This is a genomic window from Agriterribacter sp. (genome assembly GCF_035497235.1).
In the GTDB taxonomy this organism is placed as follows: domain Bacteria; phylum Bacteroidota; class Bacteroidia; order Chitinophagales; family Chitinophagaceae; genus Agriterribacter.
Map to the genome: position 1 here is coordinate 159,195 of NZ_DATJEB010000038.1, position 21,162 is coordinate 180,356.

Genomic DNA, 21,162 nt, shown 5'->3' on the forward strand with positions numbered 1-21,162 from the left:
TTTTGATTAAACAAACAACTCAGCTTACGGGCGCTTTTTAAGTGTAAGTACCCAGTCTTGTTGCGTAACAGGAGAGGAAGCGGTTACATCTCCTGCATGATCAGAAAGCAGTGTAAAATCCTCCTGCTTCCTGCCTGTAACCGGGTCAAACCAGCAAGCGGTGTACTTAACCCCGGGAGTGGCAGATAAACGAACTTTTATTGTTCCAGGCGATGGCAAATACGCTAATGCCGTTTGTTCACCGGCAACCACCAAAAGGGAAGTATCTTTTCCGGACCAGCCTGTTATTAATTCAGGACGGGGTTCAAACCTATGCCATTGAGGAAGTGATTCAATTAATTTTCTTGCAGCTCCCAATTGAGCCGATCCTGCTAAGTTCATAGCATCATCCCAGGGAGTAATTCCCCAGTTGTTTCCCCCGGGTGAGGCTCCGTAAGGCTTATCGCGCCTGTTTACCTGCCATATACCATTGGCTCCATAGGTATGACCTGCAAAACCCGAATTGAGGGTATGTGCCCAAAACGCCTGTCTTGCAGCAGATGCGGGAAGTGGTATGGGTATAGCGAGTGCCTCATATCTTGATTCTCCGCTAAGAACCGGCATAACGGGACCAGTGCGCCAGCCTTCTATCGCTAATGCGGATTGTTTTGAAGCAACAGATCCGTGGCCGCTCTGATGCATATCAAAATCAAGTACGGAAGGATCAGTAACAGAAGCACGGGCTGTTCTGGCAGGATGCGTAGTTATAACCCGGTGAAAAGGATCAGTTTCCCGCATGTATTGTATCACTTTCGTCCATTCCACTTTCTGCAGCTCTCTGTCGGCTTCCTTGCTTTTTGAAAGATAATAGGGCATGGTAGTTTCACCGGCAGCGCACCATACCACAGGTAAAGCACCCCAGCGGGCGATCAGGTAGCGCCAATGCTGTTTCATTTTTTGCGTACTTACCCAGGGTAAATGATAGCCCCATGCGCCTACAACACAGGGCACAAATCCTTCTTCCGACAGGAATATAATCCGTTCATCGGCGGCATTGAAGTATTCAGGCCTGATTGCTGTATAAGCAGTATCCCAGGGAAACCCCGCTTCATTAGCGCCTCTTTCATCAAAGGCAGGCATATCAGGGTACAGCCCCGCTACAATTTGTATAACATTAAATCCTTTTTCCTTACGGTTGGCGGCCAGCTCTTTTACTTCCTCCGGCCATTGCAACCGCTTTGTTAAACCCATCCACCAGGTATCACCCAGCCAAAAAAAAGGAGTGCCATCCGCATAAGCAAAATGTCTTTTATCATCCGCGATCTTTAAGGGACCGCGTTGATAAAGCAGGTTCTCACCCTTATATTTTTTCACCGTTACTTTACCGGTAATGCCCTGTAGCCCTTTATCGCCCGCTACGGAACAAACCGTTCTAAAACGATGGTTACCGACAACAGCAGATGAATAGCGTACCTTCCATACATTACCACCTGCCCAAAAACCCGGTACTTTCAGCTCTTTGCCTTTGGGATCTGTGAACACCGCATCAAGCAGCACCTCATTAAACGGATCTGCATAGCTTCGTGTAGCAGTTAGCGTTATCTCCGCCATTTTATTCGCTTCCGTACGAACAATGACCGCCTTGTCGTTTGCCCCGGCAAACAGCCCCAAAAAGCATATTGCCATTGTAATAAGGAATGGCTGCCCATATTTCAAAGCCAATTTAAAACGCCCTTTGCCTTTGATCCGCCTCACATCATATTTGCTGGTGGAAACAGATAGAGAATTGTTCATAGTAATAATTTAGGTAATTTAAAAAACAGAATTATAATGTTTGGTATTATTGAGATCAGGTTTGCTGTATATAAATTGTTTTTGTTTGAAGGTATTCTTCCAGTCCATGTTTGCCATCTGCTCCTCCAATACCCGATTTTCTCCAGCCCGCGTGAAACCCCTGTATAGCTTCAAAATTCTCCCTGTTAAAATATACTTCTCCGAATTTGAGTTCCTTTGTTGCTTTGAGCATTTTATTAAGATCAGTAGTGTATACCGAAGAAGTGAGTCCATATTCACTATCATTGGCTAATCGAAGCGCCTCATCAAAATCTTTTACTTTCATTACAGGCAACACAGGTCCGAACACTTCTTTCTGCATGATTTCAAAATGCTGCTGTACATCTGTCAATACAGTTGGTTCATAAAAATATCCTTTTGAAAAGCTTTCATTCTTTTTACCTCCCAACACTACTGTAGCTCCTTCTTCCTGGGCTGTTTTTACCATTGAATGTATTTTGTGCAGTTGCTTTGTGTTGATCTGCGCGCTCATATCTATGCCATCGTCCAGCGATGCATTGCCGGTTTTTACTGCTTTCATTGCGGGAACCAGTTTCGCCATAAACGCATCGTATATACCTTCTTCTACGTATGCCCGCTCCGCGCAATTACATACCTGCCCGCTGTAGATGATCCTGGATGCTACAATAGCTTTTACAGCCACGTCAATATCCGCATCATTACACACAATTGCCGGTGCCTTGCCGCCCAGTTCCAGCGATACTTTTGTAATATGTTTGGCTGCCGCAGCCATTACCTTATGTCCCGACTGCACACTGCCGGTAAGGCTGATAATGCCAACATCCGGGTTATTGGTAAGCGCTTCGCCAATTTCTTCGCCATATCCGCAAACAACGTTCAGTACGCCTTTCGGTAAATTAATGCTGTTTAATAATTTGGTAAACTCCAGGCAGGTTAAAGGCGCTTCTTCACTCACTTTAATAACGGCTGTATTACCCGTTAAGAGAGAAGGCGCTACTTTTCTTGCCATCACAAAAAAAGGAAAGTTCCACGGGCAAATTCCTACGGCTACTCCAATAGGAAATTTATGAAGGAATATCTGCTCTCCGGGGCGATCGCTTTGAATGATCTCACCTTCATATGATCTTGCCATTCCTGCATAATAATCATAGTATTCCGCAGTAACATCTATTTCAACCTGTGCAAGGCCTTTTACTTTAGCCTGCTCTTTTGCCAATGTTTCCGCAAGGTGTACCCTGTTTTTTCTTATTACCTGAGCCATTTGTTTTAAATAGGAAGCTCTGTCAACAGAAGGACGCATACTCCACTCGTGCTGTGCTGCTTTAGCCGATGAAACGGCCAGGTCCGCTTCCCGTTTTTGTCCTCTCGGTACCAGGGCTATTACCTCCTCGGTACAGGGATCAATTACTTCAATATATCCGCTACTGCTCTCTGTAAATTCACCATTAATAAATTGTTCGTAAACAGCAATTTTTGTTGGCTTGTGTGTATTCATAACCATATGATTTTATTTTTTTGCAATATGCCAGTGATCCAAAACTTCCGGGTTGATTACATGATCAGGTATTTTGCCTTGTGCAACCTGCAGCACCTGCCGGCAGGCCATACGGCCTATTTCCCGGAATAACTCATCTGTCCATGCTATACAATGCGGCGCCAGCATTACATTATCCAGCTTAAACAAAGGATGGCTTTCATCTGGCGGCTCTTTTTCGTATACATCTGTTGCATAACCCGCAATTGATTCTGAAACTAATATTTTTATTAAGGCTTCTTCATTGATAATGCCGCCTCTTGCCGTGTTAATAATATACGCGTTCTTTTTTAGTAAAGACAATTCGTGTGTGCTGATCAGGTTACGTGTTTCTTCCGTTAAAGGACAATTAACCGATACAAAATCTGATTGCCGCATGAGCGTATCCAGGTCAACTAACTTAACGCCATACGCTTCAGCCTTAACCGGGTCTGCAAAAGGATCGTACGCAACGGGGGGATTCATATCGAAGGTCTGAAGCATCTGCACTAACTTTCCACCTATTCCGCCCAGTCCAATAATACCAAGCGTGCGATTACGTAATTCCGTTCCCGTATACATACTGCGATCAGCCCATTTCCCGGTTCTTACTAACCTGTCTTTTTCAAATACGCGGTGTGTAAGCGCCAGCATCCAGGTAATAACAGATTCGGCAACCGAATGATTTACCGCTCCGCGTGTAATGGTTACCAGCACATTTGCATCATTGCAGGCATTAAGATCAACCATGTCATATCCTACCCCAAAGCGGCAAATAGCCTTCAGCCTGGTTACACCGTTAAAACTATCTTTATTGTATGCAGGTGAAAGCGAAATGACGGCATCGTATTCTTTTAGCATACCGGGTGTTACAGGAGACTGGTTTTCCTGCATGAATTCATATACTATGCCTTCTGCTTTCTCCAGAATGGAGAGCCCCATATCCTTGTAGGTAAGGTTCCCTTCTTGGGTTAAAAAATCCCTGGTGATACCAACTTTAAACATGGTTTACATTTTTATGCTATTCGCCTCTATATTTACCTTCAGTAAGAAAAGTTCAAATTGTTGCCGGTTGGCAGATACACGGCCACCTGTACTTGTACATTAAGCTTTATAAATAAGCGGATTCTGTTCATCATTATTAAGCAAATCGCCTTTTTTAAGCTGCCGGAGATAATCTTCCGGGAGAATATTGGGTTGCCCGTTAAAAACACTGCCTTCCGGCATATATGCGCATGTCATGGCACGGCGAAAGCCCGGCGTCATGTTAGCCTGTGCGCCATGAATAGTTAATCCGTTGTGAAAAGAACAACTGCCCGCTTTCATTACTGCGGGCATGGCCTGGGTATTTTTAAATTGCGGATAGGCGTCAAAAATATCACTCATGTTTTTTCCAATGAACGGAGATGTGAAATCTGTTTGCTTACTGGATCCGGGAATAAAGAACATACAGCCATTTTGCAGTGTCACATCATCTAAGGCAACCCAAATAGATAGTGCCTGCCTGTGAAAGAATGACCAGAAAGGTGTGTCCAGGTGCCAGGAAGTAGGATTGGCCCATGGGCGTTTAATTAATGCCTGGTCATGCCAGATTCTTATTCCCTCAGCACCGGAAAGATCAGCAGCCATTTTGCCAATTCTTTCATCCAGCATTAATGCTTTTACTTTGTTATTGGTTTGCCAAAGGTTTAACACCTGGTCAAATACATTTTTAAAATAACCGGCATCAATATTGATCCCGTCATCTTCGCCCACTTTAACAGATTTTCCCGGTATCTTTACACCGTTCCTTTCCTGTACGGCTTCAGTAACTGAGGCGCGCCAATGTTGAAGCTCTGTATCATTAAGAAAATCTTCTATAATGATGTATCCATTTTCCCTGTAAAAAGTAACCTGGCTGGAAGAAAGATTATTTTGCATGGCTCATCGTTTGAATTTCACATGAAAGGAAAACAAAACTATCTTATTGACTATAGTAAAAGAATGGATAAAATATTTTCTTTTTGTACCTTTTGACATATTTTGATAGCTTCAGTTTTAAATCTTTGCCATTATGGATAATTTTTGCAAATATTTCAGTATGGGGCGTGCTGAGGAAAACTGGGGGTTGTACCTTGATACCGCAGGCTATTCAAAAGTTGAACCTAATCAAAGCTATCCGAAGAATTACGAACATCCGTCCACACATACTTTTTCGTGGAACAAAGGACGGGTGCTGAAAGGATACCAGCTATTGTTCATATCCAAAGGCGGTGGTGTTTTTGAATCTGAATTTGCCAATGCAGTTGAAATAACGGAAGGCACCTGTCTTTTTTTACATTCGGGTGTATGGCACCGTTACAAGCCCAACCCGCAATCCGGATGGGAAGAATACTGGTTCGGGTTTAACGGATCTTTTGCCAATGCACTGATGAACAAAGGCTTTTTTAATGCGGATCTTCCATTCATTAAAGTGGGAATGAATACGGAACTTTTACAGCTTTTTCATAAGCTGATAGAAACCATACAGGTTGGCGCATACGGGTACCAGCAGATCATAGCAGGAATTGCCATGCAAATATTAGGCGTTATCTATTCCATATCGCTTTATAAAGGGCAGGAAAAAAGTACGGTAGGGATGCTGATAGAAAAGGCTAAATTTTTATTGCAGGAATCTTTGGAAAAACCTGTAGATCTTATACAAATGGCGAAGGAATTGCCGATGGGCTATTCTACATTCAGGAAAGAATTTAAAAGGATAACCGGTGAGCCACCCAATCAATTCCTGCTCAACTTGCGGTTAGACAGGGCAAGGTACTTCCTGGAATCAACGGATATGAATATTAATGAAATTGCCGACCGTACAGGTTTTGACTCCGTTTATTACTTCTCCAAGTTGTTTAAGAAAAAATCCGGGAAGTCGCCTAAGTATTACCGAAGCGAGATGGTTGATTTAGCTAATGTAAACAACCTTTAGCCGGTGCATTTATTTAACAGCAACCGCCAGAATAAACAGAACAGCTTCAGTTTTCCGGGATATAACATAGCTGTGCGAAGTCAGAGACTTCGCACAGCGGAGACTTCGCACAGCGGATTACAATGTCTTCAATAATATTCTTCATACAGGTGAATTTATAGGGCTATTCTTTTTGGCAAACTAAGTACCCGCGGCATGGGGATGCTCAAGTACTAAAAATTATTTTTACGCTCCCAATGCCTGCTTAGCATACGCCAAACATTTCCGGGTTTCTTTTACCGCATCTGAGCCTTCAGGAATAGTATATTCCAGTTCAATGCTGGCGGGGATATTATATTTTTTTTCTTTCAGCAGGTTGAGTATTTCTTTAAGCGGCGTATCGCCCTGGCCCCAGGGCAAATTGGCGCCGCCATTTTCTTTCGTCTTACGGTCTTTAATATGGAAGCTGGTAATGCGGTTATGTTTTGCCTGGATAAGCGCTAACAAAGTTTCTTTGGTATTATTTCCGCCGGCAGCTATATAATGGCCGCAATCGAGATTCATGGAATTGTATGGCGACTGGCTGAGCGCTTCATCCCATGCGGTATCCGTAGCCTGCGTGTGGGCGTGATAGCCGATGTATACTTTATGTTTTGCGGCAAGTGCTCCGAGGCGTTTGGAGTGGGCCGGATCCTTGGGTAGTTCAACCGTTACGGAATTTGCACCTAATGCTTTTGCGGCGCGCAGCGCATATTCAACTTCGGCGTCTGTGTTGTTGGCACCCAGCGCGCTGGGCTTAAAAGCATAGATGCTTACACCAGCTTTTTTAAACATTTTTTTTACTTCTTTAAACTTATCCATTGAAACCGTGGCGCGCCATTCCGCCACCTGGTTTTTATCGGCCGGCTTACCCGCATAGTCTTCTACCGGCTCGCCCATCAACTCAACAGCGCTTATACCACTATCAACTATATACTGAAGCAGCTGCTGTACATTATGGGGCATGCTGCGATAGGAATAGGTAATTGCCCCTATTTGTACACCGAAGAACTTTGAATCAGGTAATTTTTCAATAGCAAAAGATCTGGACCAGGCAGATGAACCGGTTATGAGTAAGCCCAGGGAAGCCATTGATCCTTTCAATAAAAAAGAACGGCGCGAAGCATTGTAAGTATTGTTTTTATTTACAGACATAAGGGAGGTTTTTAAAATGCAATTTTCTTTAAAGGTAAATATATGTCTTCAATGAAGAAAGCAGGAAAAAAATTCTCATCAATGCACACTACACCTGCAATACATCTTTGCTTATTACAGAATCAATATTGAAATAATTTCAAATAGCCGTTATTGACCCCTATAAGCATGGCCTTCTTATCAGCAGCCAGCTTAACAGGTTGTATGCTTCTTATTTCGCCCTGCACGCTGCTTAATATACCCGGCAATGGCAGTACCACCTTAAATTCTCCCTTGCCATCGCCCAGGTAAAGGGCAAGCGGCATGGCATCATAACGCCCTTCATAAGGCCGGGTTCCATAAAAATTACCTCCCGCAAGCAAATCGGTTTTCCCATCATTATTAAAATCTCCGGTAGCAAAAGCATATATAGGCGCCCATTGTGCTGCCATGGGTAGCGGCGTCATATTATACCGCCCTTTGCCATCATTGATAAGTACAACCGAAGCAAAAGTAGTGGCGGTAAAAACAGTTGCCTCTTTAAGCTTTTTTCCAAAAATTTCCTCTACAGTTTGCCCGGCCATTTCGCCATATTTTAAAAAAGTATTTTTGAGATACGGTAACTGATTTTCCAGGTCTTCTTTATTCAAAAAAGGATAATATTTTTTTTCTTTAGCCACCGCCAGAATTTGGTGATCGCGCCCAATATTATTGAAATCTATACTGAACATTTTTAAAGGATAATCAGCACTGGCTGTTATCTTGCTGTTGAGTCCATAATTACCTAACAATATATCATCAAAACCATCACCATTAAGGTCAGTAGTTTTAATAGAACACCACCATCCTTTTAAATCCTGGTCATTACTTGTTAACCCCGCCTTCTTCAACTTACCGTGATCGTTTTTAAATAAAATGGGCGGCATCCATTCTCCAATTACAACAAGGTCGGCCCATCCATCTTTATCAGTATCTGTCCAGCTTGCATCAGTAACCATCCCAAGCTGGCGCAGTTCTTCTGTTATCCCTGCTTCGGCAAAGTTGAATACCCCCTTACCATTATTGATTAAAAGATACGAGGCTGGTATTTTGCTATAATTTCGTGAAAAGGACCGGCCACCAACAAAAATATCCAAATCACCATCATGATCAATATCTGCTACACATACCACCGATTTGTTTTCAGACATGTCGGGCAATCCATCAAAAAAGGTGAAACGTCCTTTCCCGTCATTCATATACAACTTGTCATTCAGTAAAGGAGTAATCCCGGTGTAAACATTTCCTCCGCTTACAACGTATAAGTCCAGGTCGCCATCATTATCAGCATCAAAAAAAACAGCGTTCACTTCTTCGGAGGCTTTATTGGCTATAAATGCAGCACTATCGGGTGAAGGTTTGAAACTTCCATTTTTTTGCTGTAAAAAAATAGCCCCTGCCTGGTTTTTAGCACCGCAAACAAAAAAATCTTCCAACCCGTCATTATTTACATCCCCTGCAGCAATTTGGGGCCCCTCGGTAGACAATTGATGAGGTAGAAACCACTGATCATTAAAATCAAAATAATGGTCTTCTTCGTGCTTAAAATTATTACCCAGTTGCCCGGTAATATCCGCAAATCCGGAATTATCTGTAGTATTCAAAAGTTTGTTGATAAATACCATTTGGTTCAGAACCGTATCACTGTTGTTACGGTCGTAAACAATATCCGTTATTTTATCAACAGCTATATTCCTGAGGGTTTGAAAAGTATTATCGGGCCAGACAACTATCATACTGTCTACCTGATTAATTTTTCCTAAACCAAAATTCAATAAAAATTCTCCACTGCTCATAAAGCCTTTAACGGGTTGTAGTTCCTTAAATAAAACCTGCTGATCATTAAAAAGAAAAGCTTTGGCTCCAATAGCAAAACCATTGGGGCTTTTTCCTTTCAGCCGGATACTTATATAATGATTTTCCGGTAATTTTTCACGGGTATTATTTTTATAAACACCTGCAGGCTCATTCATATTATTGGTAATAATATCCAGGTCGCCGTCTCCATCTAAATCTGCATACATAGCTCCCTGTGAAAGGGATGCTTTTTCAAAACCCCAGGCAAAGGACTGATCCTTAAATTTCAAATCCGGAGTTCCTTCAAAGATATAATTGTGCCAGGCGCCCTCCGGCATGTGCTCCAGTATTAACCTGTCATTTGCCCTGGGGTTTATTCCGGGTTTGTTTTTTGGCAACGCGGAAATAAACTTTATATAATCCAGGTCATTCGGCCGCTTTTTTATACCGTTGGAAACAAATATATCCGCATGGCCATCCAGGTTATAGTCAGCTATTAATGGCGCCCAGCTCCAGTCTGTAGCCGCTACCCCGCTGTACAACGCTATCTCTGCAAATTTCATTCCCCGGCCAATATTAAGTTGTAAACAGTTGCGGGCATACTGGTACGAATAGCCGAATGTTCGCAGGTAAGTGTAAGTATCCAATGGACCATCTCCCATGGAGGATTTTAATACCTTTTCATCAGCGGGCAACATGTCGGCGGTTATAATATCCGGCCATCCATCATTATTGATGTCTGCAATATCATTGCCCATTGAAAATGTTGATTCGTGGCCAAAGGCTTCTTTATTCATTTCTTTAAAGCTGCCATTACCCTGGTTTATATAGTAGTAATCATTTTCGTGAAAGTCGTTGCTCACGTAAATGTCATCATATCCATCGTGGTTAACATCGGCAACAGCAACCCCCAATCCATACCCCAGGGCACTGCTAATGATGCCCGATTCCTTTGTTACATTGGTGAAATGATCACCATCATTCCTGAAAAGTTTTCCCCCGCTTACCTCGCTGTATTTATCACGCAGGGTAGCAGGCCCATAAGCATCCGGCTGATGCGTAGAATGTTGTAATTGAAAAAGGTCAAGGTCTCCATCTTTATCATAATCAAAAAAAACAGCCTGCGTATTATATCCTTCTATGGCAATACCCCATTTTGCTGCACTCTCGGTAAAAGTATTGTTGTGATTATTGATGAATAGCTGGTTTCTGGAATTTTTAAAATAGCTATGGGGTGGTGCATTTTTGAGATGCGGGTCATGATTAGAAACGGTAGATACATAAATATCCAGGTATCCATCGCCATTGATATCCGCCATTGATACACCTGTAGTCCAGTCGGCTTTTCCCGCTACGCCTGCAGTTGCAGTAATATCTTCAAACTGTAAATTGCCTTTATTTAAATATAACTTATTCCCGCCCGTGTTGGATGCAAAATAAATATCGGGCAGTCCGTCATTATTAATATCGGCAACAGCAATGCCCGCACCGTTATAATAGTACAGGTAATCTATAATGCTTAAGGTATCTGTATCAATATTGGTATTTTCAAAATCAATACCGGTTTCTGAAGCTGTTAGCCGGGTAAATAATGTATCCTCAGGTTTTGAACAGGAATAGGTCAGCAATAGAAAAAAAGATGAAAAAAAATAATACACAGCAGGCGATGATAGTTGAAAAAGATTTGCTTTCATAAAATAAATATAAACTTAATTCATCTTATTGCGATTGATGAAGGGCGCATTCCAAATTAGCCGAACTGGCATGGCAGCAAAACACAGAGATATACCCTGGATTTTTTAGCCGCAGATGCGCAGATTAGATCTGCGGTAACTTCTGCATGGGGTATATATAGATTATCGCATTGCTTCATATGGGCAGTGAAAACCTGCCTGCCCTTTAGGCAAGCACTGCCTGCGGCTTTAGCTCCTTTAATTTTCGCTGTACATTTTTTTTGACGTGCCGTGAAATCCTTACAAACATTTTAAGAGCTTGCCGGATTTGGAAAAAGAAATAGCAACCTAAGCTGCTACTTCTTTTATAAAATCTTTACCATTTTAATAATCAGTATCCGGGGTTCTGTTCAATTTTCGGATTAGATAAAATCACTGGTGCAGGTATCGGTAACAGGTAGGTATGCTTATCCGGGTTATCGGCTGCTTTTACAGGTATTGTTCTGGCTTTAAGAAAATGACCAAAACGGATCATATCCTGCCTCCGCACCATTTCCCATGCCAGTTCCCTCGCTCTTTCGGCATACAGGTTATCCAAAGTAAGGTCCGATGGCTCCCAGTCATAACCGGTCCTTCCGGAATAGGCCCGGCGGCGAACCGCGTTTACACTGGCAAGCGCATCCTCCAGGTTTACATTTAAGCGAACCTCTGCCTCCGCCTTCATCAGCAGAATATCGGCGTAGCGGAAAAGTGGTACATCATTGCTGATATTATCTCCCACATTCCCTCCCGGTTCCGGCCAATATTTTATATTCCTCAACCCTGCCAGGCGGAAATAAGGCGCAGGATTGGAAATTAAATACATGGTATCAAAGTAAGACAAAGGAAGTCCGGACTGGTCATCGAAGATCATCAGCGCGCCTGGCTTTGGTGTTCCAATTCCAACGGTGTCGGTATTGCTGCTTTTAAATAATATGTTCTGGTGAGGGGGATAATTGATCCCTTTAACATATTGCTGGCCTCTGAGAAACTGGCCGGTTCGCTGGTCATTAAAAGTTTTGTATACATTGGTATTCCCGTCCACCACTCTTGTTTCATAAACCGCAGTGGTATCATAAAAATCGTAAAACGGCTTGGTTGTAGACATCCCGTTATTTCCCATACCCAACTGACCAAATGTATAATTGGCGTTATTAGCCATAATGGATGATACATTAATATAATTACCACCTCCTGCAGGCACGATACCTGCTTTAAGAGGAACAACAAAAATATTTTCAGTTGATGTTTCCTGAACGAGATCCCTGAAATTGTCGAAGTAGTTATCCATTAATGTATACCCCGCAGCCTGAATAGCTTCGCACTGGGCAATACATTCAGCCCATCTTGGTGTGCCGGTATATATTTCAGCATTCAAATACAATTTTGCGAGTATGCTATGCGCAAAATATTTGTTCACTTTACCATAAGTAGTAATATCCTTTGCAGTGGAAAGCGCAGGCAAAGCCTCTGTAAGCACTGCCACCAGTGAATCGTACACCTGTTCCCGGGGAATAGTTGCCACAGTAGTGGGATCCTGCTTAAAATTGGTAACATAAGGTACATTGCCGAAAAGATCCAACGCGTGATAATAGAAATAGGACCTTAGTACTTTCATCTCCGCCAGGTCAGCTTCAAGGGTAGCGGGTGCAGGGTCAAGCGTATTGAGCGTATATATGATATAGTTACACTTACCTACGCCGTTATAAATATCTCCCCATGCCCCGTTAACTGTGCCGCCATCCGGCGCTTCAGTATGATTCCATATATTGGTCCACATACCACCATCTCCCCAGTCACCTCCCCGGGTAGGCGTAATCATTTCATCAGTAGAAAGTTCATTTTCCCAGTAAATACCCGAGTTGGCTCCCAGTCCCTGCAATGCTGCATAGGCGGGAATTTTGCCTGCGGCAATCTGGGCCGGCGTCTGCCAGAAGTTTTCATTTACAATCTGGCTATAGACTTTAGAATCCAGTTTGGTACAACGCAGGCCGGAAAGAGATAAGCCCATCATTACCAAAAGTGATATATTAAATTTCAATTTTTTCATCCTTTTAAATTTATATAGCTTTCAAAATTTATTCACCCTTTCTTTACTTGAACGATATATTTACGCCCAGGGTAAGTGAACGTGATTTTGGATAAAAACCGCCCCCTCCGTTATAGGTTAAATCAATAAATGCCGGTGTGGCCTGGTTGTCAACAGTGGCAATTTCAGGATCAAGTCCTTTGTATTTTGTTATCACAAAAAGATTGTTTCCGGAAAGGTATAAACGCATGCTTTCAATACCTTTTATTTGGGGAAGACTATAAGATAAGGTCATACTTTCGAGCCTCAGGTAAGAGGCATTTTCCAGCCAGTAATCAGAAGGCGTGGGATTGTCCTTTAAGCCACTGGTTACCGCTTCTTTCAGCGTATTTACCGAAGGCAGGTTACTGTAATTTGCCAGGTTCAGATTGGTATTATTAAATATTTTTATACCGGAAACGCCCCGGAGAAACACATTCAATGCCCAGCTTTTATATGCAAAATTGGTAGTAAACCCGTAATTAAATTTTGGATAAGGATCAATATAACGGTTCTTAGCCTGCAAGTAATCTGTAGTTGTACCGTTGTCGGCTGTTTCAAACAAAGACAATCCATCCGCTGTTTTTCCCACATAATGAGGAAGGAAAAAAGTATAAGGCGATTTACCAACCACCAGGAAAGTAATGGGGTTGGAGCTTAAACCACGGCCGCTGGCAGATCCTACAACAACTTTATCGGATGCTAATTTTTGTCCGTTCCAGGTTCCGGAAAGACTGGTTATTTTGGTGTTGATAGTAGTAATTTGTCCACCAACTGACCAGCTCATATCCTTTGAGCGTATGATTTCGCCATTCAGTTGTAACTCCACCCCTTTATTGGTAAGACTGCCAACATTAGCGAGCACGTTAGGAACAAAATTTGGTGGTACCTGAACAGCATAGTTATATAACAAATGCTTGGTCTTATCATTAAATGCGCTGAAAGATCCTGTTACACGGTTTCCCAAAATGGCAAAATCAAGTCCAATATTTTTACCATGTCTTTCTTCCCAAACCAGGTCGGGGTTGGGATTCTGATTAGGAGAAAATCCAACCGGGTAGGCATTTGCCGGGTTATTAGGATCGTACCCAACAGCTCCGCTGCTTAAAGTAGTTAATGTGTTATAAGCACTAATGGCATCCTGGTTGCCTACCACACCGTATCCTGCATTAATTTTCAGTTCATCTAACCATGCTGCATCCTTCAGGAAAGATTCGCCTTTTAAACGCCAGGCTGCCGAAACAGACGGGAAATTTCCCCACCGGTTATTGGCGCCGAATTTAGAAGAACCATCCCTGCGGAAACTGGCTGTGAGATAGTATTTTGAATTGTAGTTGTAGGTTAACCTGCCTAAGAAAGAAATGATTTTATATTCTTCTTTATAGGAAGGTGTACTATTCAGGCTTGAATTACCATTTTGTAATGCATTATTGGTATTGGCATCCACAACATAACCCTGACCAGAAGCAGCATAGGAGTCAAATGAATAGTAGTTATATTCATAAACCCCCGTGGCAGTAATAGCATGCTTCCCAATATCTTTAAGATAATTGACATGCATATCACCTTTTTTTGAATCGCGGTTGGAAGATGATTTTGATCCGCCATTGAGATTATTTGCTCCCGGAATTAAAGGCATGTAGTAATCGCCCTGCACATTAAATTTAGTAAGTGAACCGGTAACACCCACTGTTAAGTCATCAATTATTTTATAATTAACCGTTCCATATGTCTGGGTTAAATGCTCTTTTGCCTTATTGGTTACCATATTTTGTATTAAAACAGGGCTTTGATAATTGTATTGATAAACGGGATTATCAATGCCTTCATTTGTTTTAATACGGATATAAGGAGGTATTACATACGCCCAGTTAAAAATATTCCTGCTCACCAGGTCTCTATTGGTATTGGTATTTACTATGCCTACCTGTATATCCAGTTTATCATTTAAGGCTTTTTGCTGCGCGTTAAAACGCAAACCAATTTGCTCCTTACCGGTATTAATTACAATGCCTTCCTGGTTTAAATAGCTTACAGAACCGCGGTAATTAAATTTATCTGTTCCGCCGCTGATACCCACGGTATGGTTATGGGCAAAACCCTTACGTAAAATAGCGCCTACCCAATCATTCGTTACTCCCGGGCTGCTGTTTGCTGCTTCAAGCTGTGCTGCATCCGGGCCAATAATCTTAAGTGCTTCTTCCATGAATTCAGGAGTGGTCATCAGGTCTGGCGTTTTAGCCACCTTAGATCCGGATATATACCCTGAATAATCAACCTGCATACGCCCGTCACGGCCTTTCCGGGTATTAATGATGATTACACCATTTGCACCACGTGAACCATAGATTGAAGTGGCAGAAGCATCTTTTAATACATCATAAGAAAGAATATCACCCGGAGGTATATTTGAAATCTGGTTAATATCATCCATTATAACTCCGTCTACTACCACCAGTGGGCTTTGTCCACCCGATAAAGAAGTTTGCCCGCGCAACCTGATAACAACAGGGGAATTAGGATCGCCGTCAACTTTTGTAATTACAAGTCCGGGTATTTTACCCTGTATCTGGTCCATCGGGTTGGTAACAAGTCCGAGTGTAAAATCTTTCGCTGAAATACTGGATACGGCACCGGTAACATCTTTCCTGCGTGCACTGCCATATCCAACTACCACCACATCTGTAAGATTAGAAGAAGCTTCTAATAATACAATGGTCCCCAGATCGGCTCTGCCGCTTACCTTAACGGTTTGTTCCTCATAACCTACATAGCTAAATGTAAGTGTAGCATTATCATCCACGTCAACGGTAAACACTCCCAGTTCATTGGTAGTAGTGCCTTTGTCACTTTTATTTACGGTAATACTTACATTGGGCAAGGGCTCTCCTTTACTATCGGTAACCTTTCCTTTAACCGTAATTACTTTTTGATTGAAAAAAGGGCTGTTAATAACCACCAGGTTCTTGTCCATCACTTTAAAAGTCAGCCCTGTATTTTCAAGGAGCTTACCCAGTAACTTTTCCAGTGGCATTGCTTTAGCGTCAATATTCACTCTTACGTTTGCAGGCAATATCATATTGCTGAAAACGAACCGGTAACTGCTCTTTTTCTCCACCGCTTTAAGGGCTTTGGATAAATCAAGATTATTCAGTTTTACTGTAAGCATTTCCTGCGAAAATGTTTTGGCGGAAAGCTGAAGGCTTGTCAGTAAAACAATTAAAATACTAAGTTTCATAAACAGAAACGCTTTTAATACTCCGCGCCACAGCGGAGAGGGGTTAAGGGATTTGTTTTTTTTCATACCTTAGTTATGGTTTTAACTGTTAAAAAAAAGAAACAGGCGCAAACTTCAATTAAGTTCCTGTTTCAGCAATTAAGCCGGGAGGGAATGTGTTCAGCATTCTCTCCTTTTATTTAGAAAGCGTTATTGTATTATTTTCCATAACATAATGGAAATGATAAGAGAGCTGCAGTGCCTGCAATACCTGCTCAATCGTTTCATCTGCAAATGTTGCCGAAAACCTGTAATTAGCCACTTTACTATCTTTAAAGTTGATGTTTACATTATACAGCCGTTCCAGGTCAGTCTTTATTTCCGAGAATTTTTTATTATAGATGTCGAGCCTGTTATATACCCACGAGGTTTCTATTATTGAGCTGTCGCCACTGCTTATGGTAAGCGGAATAACCGTGGGAACGGGTTCCTGCAGCCCAACAGGCGCGTGGCTGTTCTTTTTTTGGCGTGCAGCATCCTGCGGTGTTTCTGCATTGGGTATAATAGCCTTTTCATTAGGTTTTAAAAAAAGATTACTGTTCTTCCTGTTTTTTATAATAACCTCTACACTGCCACGGATAAGTGAAGTTTCCTGCGTTTTATCTTCGGGGTAGGCCTTAATATTAAACAGGGTGCCTAAAACCTTTACATCAAAAGACGGCATGTTAACAGTAAAAGGTATTTTTTTGTTATGCGCTACATCAAAAAGCGCTTCGCCTGTCAGGTATACAGTCCGGTTAGTTATGCCAAAGCCTTCCCCCGTTTTTAATGTTGACATTGCATTCAAAGTCACTTTTGAACTATCGGGCAGCCAAATCACTTTCTTTTCCCGATAGTTTGTTTTATATACGCTTTCAGCAGCGGTTATTACAACAGCATGCTCCGGCACCTGCCTGTTTTCTTTTAGTTTAGCGGGTTGCAAAAACAAAAACAGCCCGGTTAACGCTGCAACAGCCGCTGCGGCATAACCTGCATATTTCCAAACGGCCTGCTTAGGCGCAGTTTGCCTGTTTTCCAAATAAAATAAGGTCTGTTCTTTTTCCGTATTATATTTTAGCCACACATCTGCTTTTAATTCGGATAATGCCCGTTCGTACTCCTTTTCCCTGAACATTTGAGCAATTCCAAGTACCAGATTCCTGGCCGCTTCTATATTATTTCGCTGATCAGGAAATAATAGGAGATAGTTTTCCCAGCAGGTGATATCTTCCTGGTTTCTATTATGACAGTAATTAATAAAGGAATCATTAGCAGCCAGTTCCTCAATTAAAAAGGTATTTTGCATATGTAGTAAAACTTAACATTAATTAAGACGGGGAAAACCAGGGATTTTACCAACGTTGCAGCTATTTTTCTTTAGCTATTTTCCGGCAAAGAGTAAACAGATGATAAAAAAAAGAGAAGAAAGAGACTTTCGCTGGGCAGCCTGAACGTGAAGAATATCTATCCTTAATAACTTTAAGGCTTCAAACAAATTATTATATACGCTTCGTACAGACAGCCCTGTTTTCTTTGCAATTTGCTCCGTAGTTAAGCCCTCATAGAATTTCAACTGAATTACTTTTTGGCACCGGGGCGGCAGCTTTTCATACAGCAGCTTAATTTTTTTTGCCCTGTCCACTATATCCTGGGCATTGTCTGATTTTTCATCCATACCCGGCTCATATGCGGCGTCAGGCGTAATCATATCCAGTATCTGTTGCTGTTTTTTATTTTCCCTGTCAATATCAATCAATCTTCTGCGAAAGGAAATGCTGAGATAGGCTTTATGGTTGGAAATGGTATTTAACTGAACCTGCTGATCAATGAAATCAAGAAACATCTGGTTGATAATATCCTTTATATCTTCACGGCTGCGGCCAAACCGCAGGCCAATATTCATAAGGTGATCAAAATGTTTGCCATGCAAATCATAAAGCATTTGCAATTCACCGGCTCCTAAACTCATTCTCATCGTAATTTATAAGCAATTAACAGGTTTGGTTTTGGTTAAATCAGTTCTTAGAAGAAAATAAGTCATTGGCAAGGTAATTAAATAACAGTCATTTCAAAAAAATATATAAAAACTTTGTTTATTATAAGATATTTTGTTTATTTATTGATGCTGAAACAAAAACTTATACGGTTATTACTTATTTCCTGTGTTACGTTCTTTGCTATTTCCGCAACGCAGGCGCAGCGATGGATGAACCTGTTTAATGGCAAAAACCTGCATGGCTGGCATATTTTACCGGGGGGAGAATGGAAAGTGCAGAATGGTATTATAGCAGGTATAAGTGCTGCTGCGGAGCCGAAGCACGGCTTGCTGGTAAGCGACAGCGTTTTCACTGATTTTGAAATTGAGATTTCGTATAAAGCGGTGAAAGGCAACAGCGGACTGTATTTCAGGGCGCAGGAAGTGAATGATGCCGTTGGCGTATATGGCTTCCAGGCTGAAATTGATCCGGACAAAGATGCCGGCGGATTATATGAAACCGGTGGCCGGGGTTGGGTGGTGCAACCTGCTGCAGCAGCGGTAAAAAAATGGTACCTGCCGGGCAAATGGAATACAATGAAAGTACGCGCTGTAGATAAAGACATAACGGTGTGGGTTAACGGCAAACAAAGCGCCCGCCTGAGCAACGATCCGGGCAGAACAGCCGGACGAATAGCCCTGCAATTACACGGAGGCATGGATATGGAAGTTTATTTCAGGAAAGTGCGGATAAAACAGATTGGAGAAGAAAAGTAAAGCCCATACTACCAGCATACGTAAATGCAAACCACGGTAGCGGTTATATAACTCTTTTTATCACCGGTATTTTAGCCATTCTCTTTTACGGGAGAGAAAACGCAACCACAAAATCTCCTTGTTTGCTTCCCAGTTTTCCATGTCCGCCGGCGGCTATTACTACATATTGTTTACCATTGATCTCATAGGTCATGGGTGTGGCCTGCGCGCTGGCAGGGAGCGCATATTCCCAAAGTAATTTGCCCGTTTTTGTATTAAATGCACGCAGGTGGTTATCTAAAGTAGCGGCTACAAACAATATGTTGCCCGCAGTAACAATGGCGCCGCCAAAATTTATTGAGCCCCAGTTCTTCGCTTCAGGATATTGGCGCGGATCAAGCATATATCCCAGCGGTACTTCCCATTGTTTTGCCCCGTTGCGCAAATCAACAGCAAGCAGGGTACCCCAGGGTGGCCGGGTTTGCATCATCAAACCTTTGTCTCCCGCTTTAAAAAGATAATCACGTTTCATTACATAGGGCGTACCGGCCTGCCTGCCGGTCTCTGCTCTCATCATTTCCGAATGTTCCTTTTCTAATTGCGCCACTTTTTCCCTGGGCAGCATTCTTATAACCGCCGGTATCCTGTTAATATTGGTGATCAGTAATTCCTGCTCAGGATCATAGCACATACCGCCCCAGTGAATGCCGCCTACATTTCCCGGCGCCATAATGGTGCCTTCATAACTGGGAGGAGTAAACGGCCCTTTATTAATATATTGCGCAATCCGTTTCTCTGCCTCTGCCTTGTCCTGCGCTGTTATACCCCACGCATCCGCTATAGAAATGCTTTGCAGGCCCACAGGGGCAGGAAGCACCGGAAAAGGTTGTGTGGCATGAGCTTCTTCCCCCGCAATATCAGATGGCGGTACGCTCCGCTCTTCAACAGGAAATAAAGATTCGCCGGTTTCACGGTGCAAAATAAAAATATGTCCCATCTTGGTGCCTACAGCAACCGCTGGAACTTTTCTTCCATCTCTTGTTATCTCTATCAGCACAGGCTGTGCCGCAATATCATAATCCCACAAATCGTGATGCACCACCTGGTAATACCAAACCATTTTTCCGGTAGAGGCACGAAGCGCTGCAATGCAGTTGCCATATAAGTTCTGTCCTAAGCGTTCTCCTCCATAAAAATCAGGACTCGGGCTGCTCGTAGGAATGAATACAAGGTCACGGTCAGCATCAGCCGAAATAACAGACCACGCATTGGCTGCGCCGCTTTGATGTGCTTTTGGACCATTCCAGGTATACCAGGCTTTATCAGTAGTATCTGCTGGAATAGGATCCCAGCTCCACCGAAGCGCGCCAGAGTTAGCATCGTAGGCCCTTACGGTGCCCCGCGGATAATCGAAGCGCTGGTTATCGCCCATGGAAGAACCTACTATTATAAGATTGCCAATAATAGCGGGTGGGGAAGTTATACTGAGGTCTTTGCCAAAGCCTTCCCTTAAATCAACCACTCCATTCTTACCAAAATAAATAACCGGGTTACCTGTTTTCGCATCCAATGCAATTAAACGCCCGTCAATTGTAGCAATAAAAATCCTTTTTGAAGCGGAAGGATTGGTTTTATTGCCTGGCGCAGGCCACACAGCAACACCACGGGAAGTAATTTCTGAAAAATCATTCTTTAAATTCACCCCCGGATCAAAAACCCATTTTCGTATTCCTGAAGCAGCATCTATAGCAAATACCCTGCAGGAAGGCGTACTGAAATACAAAGTGTGATCTCTGAGAATGGGCGTTGCTTCAAAGGCCGCTTTTTCCTTTGCATTTGTTCCTTCATACTTATTTAATTCACCGGTTTGGTAAGTCCACACTACCTGTAATTTTGTTACATTATTACTGTTGATCTGTTGTAATGAAGAATAACGGCTACCCCCCGCGTCACCGCCATAGGTGGGCCAGCCGTTGTTACTTTTGCCATTATATAATCCGCTAACGGTTTGCGCTTTCAAAAAAGCCGGAACCATGATCAGTCCAAGCATGGTGAGCACTATATTTTTAAATGGCATAGCAAAATATTAAGTAAAAAACGTCAGATCAGGCTGGAGATCAGATTAGAGCAATTTAAAAATAATA

General features: G+C 42.5%; 13 protein-coding genes. 2 read left to right on the forward strand and 11 right to left on the reverse strand.

The features are described from left to right. Nucleotides 1-24 precede the first annotated feature (24 nt). The 4 genes from VL121_RS13395 to VL121_RS13410 all read right to left on the reverse strand — a co-directional run bounded on the left by VL121_RS13395 (nt 25) and on the right by VL121_RS13410 (nt 5,227). Nucleotides 25-1,773 carry a glycoside hydrolase family 140 protein gene (locus VL121_RS13395; protein ID WP_325406094.1) on the reverse strand — a complete coding sequence of 583 codons (1,749 nt, stop codon included), beginning with the start codon at nt 1,771-1,773 and terminating at the stop codon, nt 25-27. 55 nt (nt 1,774-1,828) lie between these two features. Further along, nucleotides 1,829-3,289, reverse strand: a complete 1,461-nt coding sequence (gene aldA, locus VL121_RS13400) for an aldehyde dehydrogenase (RefSeq protein ID WP_325406096.1) — start codon at nt 3,287-3,289, stop codon at nt 1,829-1,831. A gap of 12 nt (nt 3,290-3,301) precedes the next feature. Beyond that, nucleotides 3,302-4,312: an NAD(P)-dependent oxidoreductase gene (locus tag VL121_RS13405; protein WP_325406098.1), complete on the reverse strand. Its 1,011-nt coding sequence runs from the start codon at nt 4,310-4,312 to the stop codon at nt 3,302-3,304. Nucleotides 4,313-4,411: 99 nt separating this feature from the next. Further along, on the reverse strand, nt 4,412-5,227 hold the full coding sequence (locus tag VL121_RS13410) for a phytanoyl-CoA dioxygenase family protein (protein WP_325406100.1): 816 nt from the start codon (nt 5,225-5,227) through the stop codon (nt 4,412-4,414). Between the two features lie 133 nt (nt 5,228-5,360). Between VL121_RS13410 and VL121_RS13415 the strand changes: the two genes are divergently transcribed. Beyond that, a complete protein-coding gene (locus VL121_RS13415) occupies nt 5,361-6,263 on the forward strand; it encodes an AraC family transcriptional regulator (RefSeq protein ID WP_325406102.1) in 903 nt (300 codons plus the stop codon). Between the two features lie 225 nt (nt 6,264-6,488). Here the strand turns inward: VL121_RS13415 and VL121_RS13420 are convergent, their stop codons facing one another. The 6 genes from VL121_RS13420 to VL121_RS13445 form a co-directional block, all read right to left on the reverse strand. Next, nucleotides 6,489-7,436, reverse strand: a complete 948-nt coding sequence (locus VL121_RS13420; protein ID WP_325406104.1) for a sugar phosphate isomerase/epimerase family protein — start codon at nt 7,434-7,436, stop codon at nt 6,489-6,491. A 122-nt stretch (nt 7,437-7,558) separates the two neighbouring features. After that, a complete protein-coding gene (locus VL121_RS13425) occupies nt 7,559-10,945 on the reverse strand; it encodes a VCBS repeat-containing protein (protein ID WP_325406106.1) in 3,387 nt (1,128 codons plus the stop codon). A gap of 370 nt (nt 10,946-11,315) precedes the next feature. After that, nucleotides 11,316-13,013: a RagB/SusD family nutrient uptake outer membrane protein gene (locus tag VL121_RS13430; RefSeq protein ID WP_325406107.1), complete on the reverse strand. Its 1,698-nt coding sequence runs from the start codon at nt 13,011-13,013 to the stop codon at nt 11,316-11,318. A gap of 43 nt (nt 13,014-13,056) precedes the next feature. Next, nucleotides 13,057-16,335 (reverse strand): SusC/RagA family TonB-linked outer membrane protein, encoded by a 3,279-nt coding sequence (locus VL121_RS13435; protein ID WP_325406108.1) that lies wholly within the window; start codon nt 16,333-16,335, stop codon nt 13,057-13,059. A gap of 109 nt (nt 16,336-16,444) precedes the next feature. Next, nucleotides 16,445-17,593 carry a FecR family protein gene (locus VL121_RS13440; RefSeq protein ID WP_325406109.1) on the reverse strand — a complete coding sequence of 383 codons (1,149 nt, stop codon included), beginning with the start codon at nt 17,591-17,593 and terminating at the stop codon, nt 16,445-16,447. Nucleotides 17,594-17,668: 75 nt separating this feature from the next. Further along, nucleotides 17,669-18,256 carry an RNA polymerase sigma factor gene (locus VL121_RS13445; protein WP_325406111.1) on the reverse strand — a complete coding sequence of 196 codons (588 nt, stop codon included), beginning with the start codon at nt 18,254-18,256 and terminating at the stop codon, nt 17,669-17,671. Between the two features lie 120 nt (nt 18,257-18,376). On the opposite strand from VL121_RS13445, the gene VL121_RS13450 reads away from it, so the two are divergent. Then, nucleotides 18,377-19,039, forward strand: a complete 663-nt coding sequence (locus VL121_RS13450) for a 3-keto-disaccharide hydrolase (protein ID WP_325406113.1) — start codon at nt 18,377-18,379, stop codon at nt 19,037-19,039. Between the two features lie 85 nt (nt 19,040-19,124). Here VL121_RS13450 and VL121_RS13455 read toward each other — a convergent pair whose 3' ends face one another. Beyond that, complete coding sequence (locus VL121_RS13455; protein WP_325406115.1) at nt 19,125-21,095, reverse strand: pyrroloquinoline quinone-dependent dehydrogenase; 1,971 nt, start codon at nt 21,093-21,095, stop codon at nt 19,125-19,127. Nucleotides 21,096-21,162 lie beyond the last annotated feature (67 nt).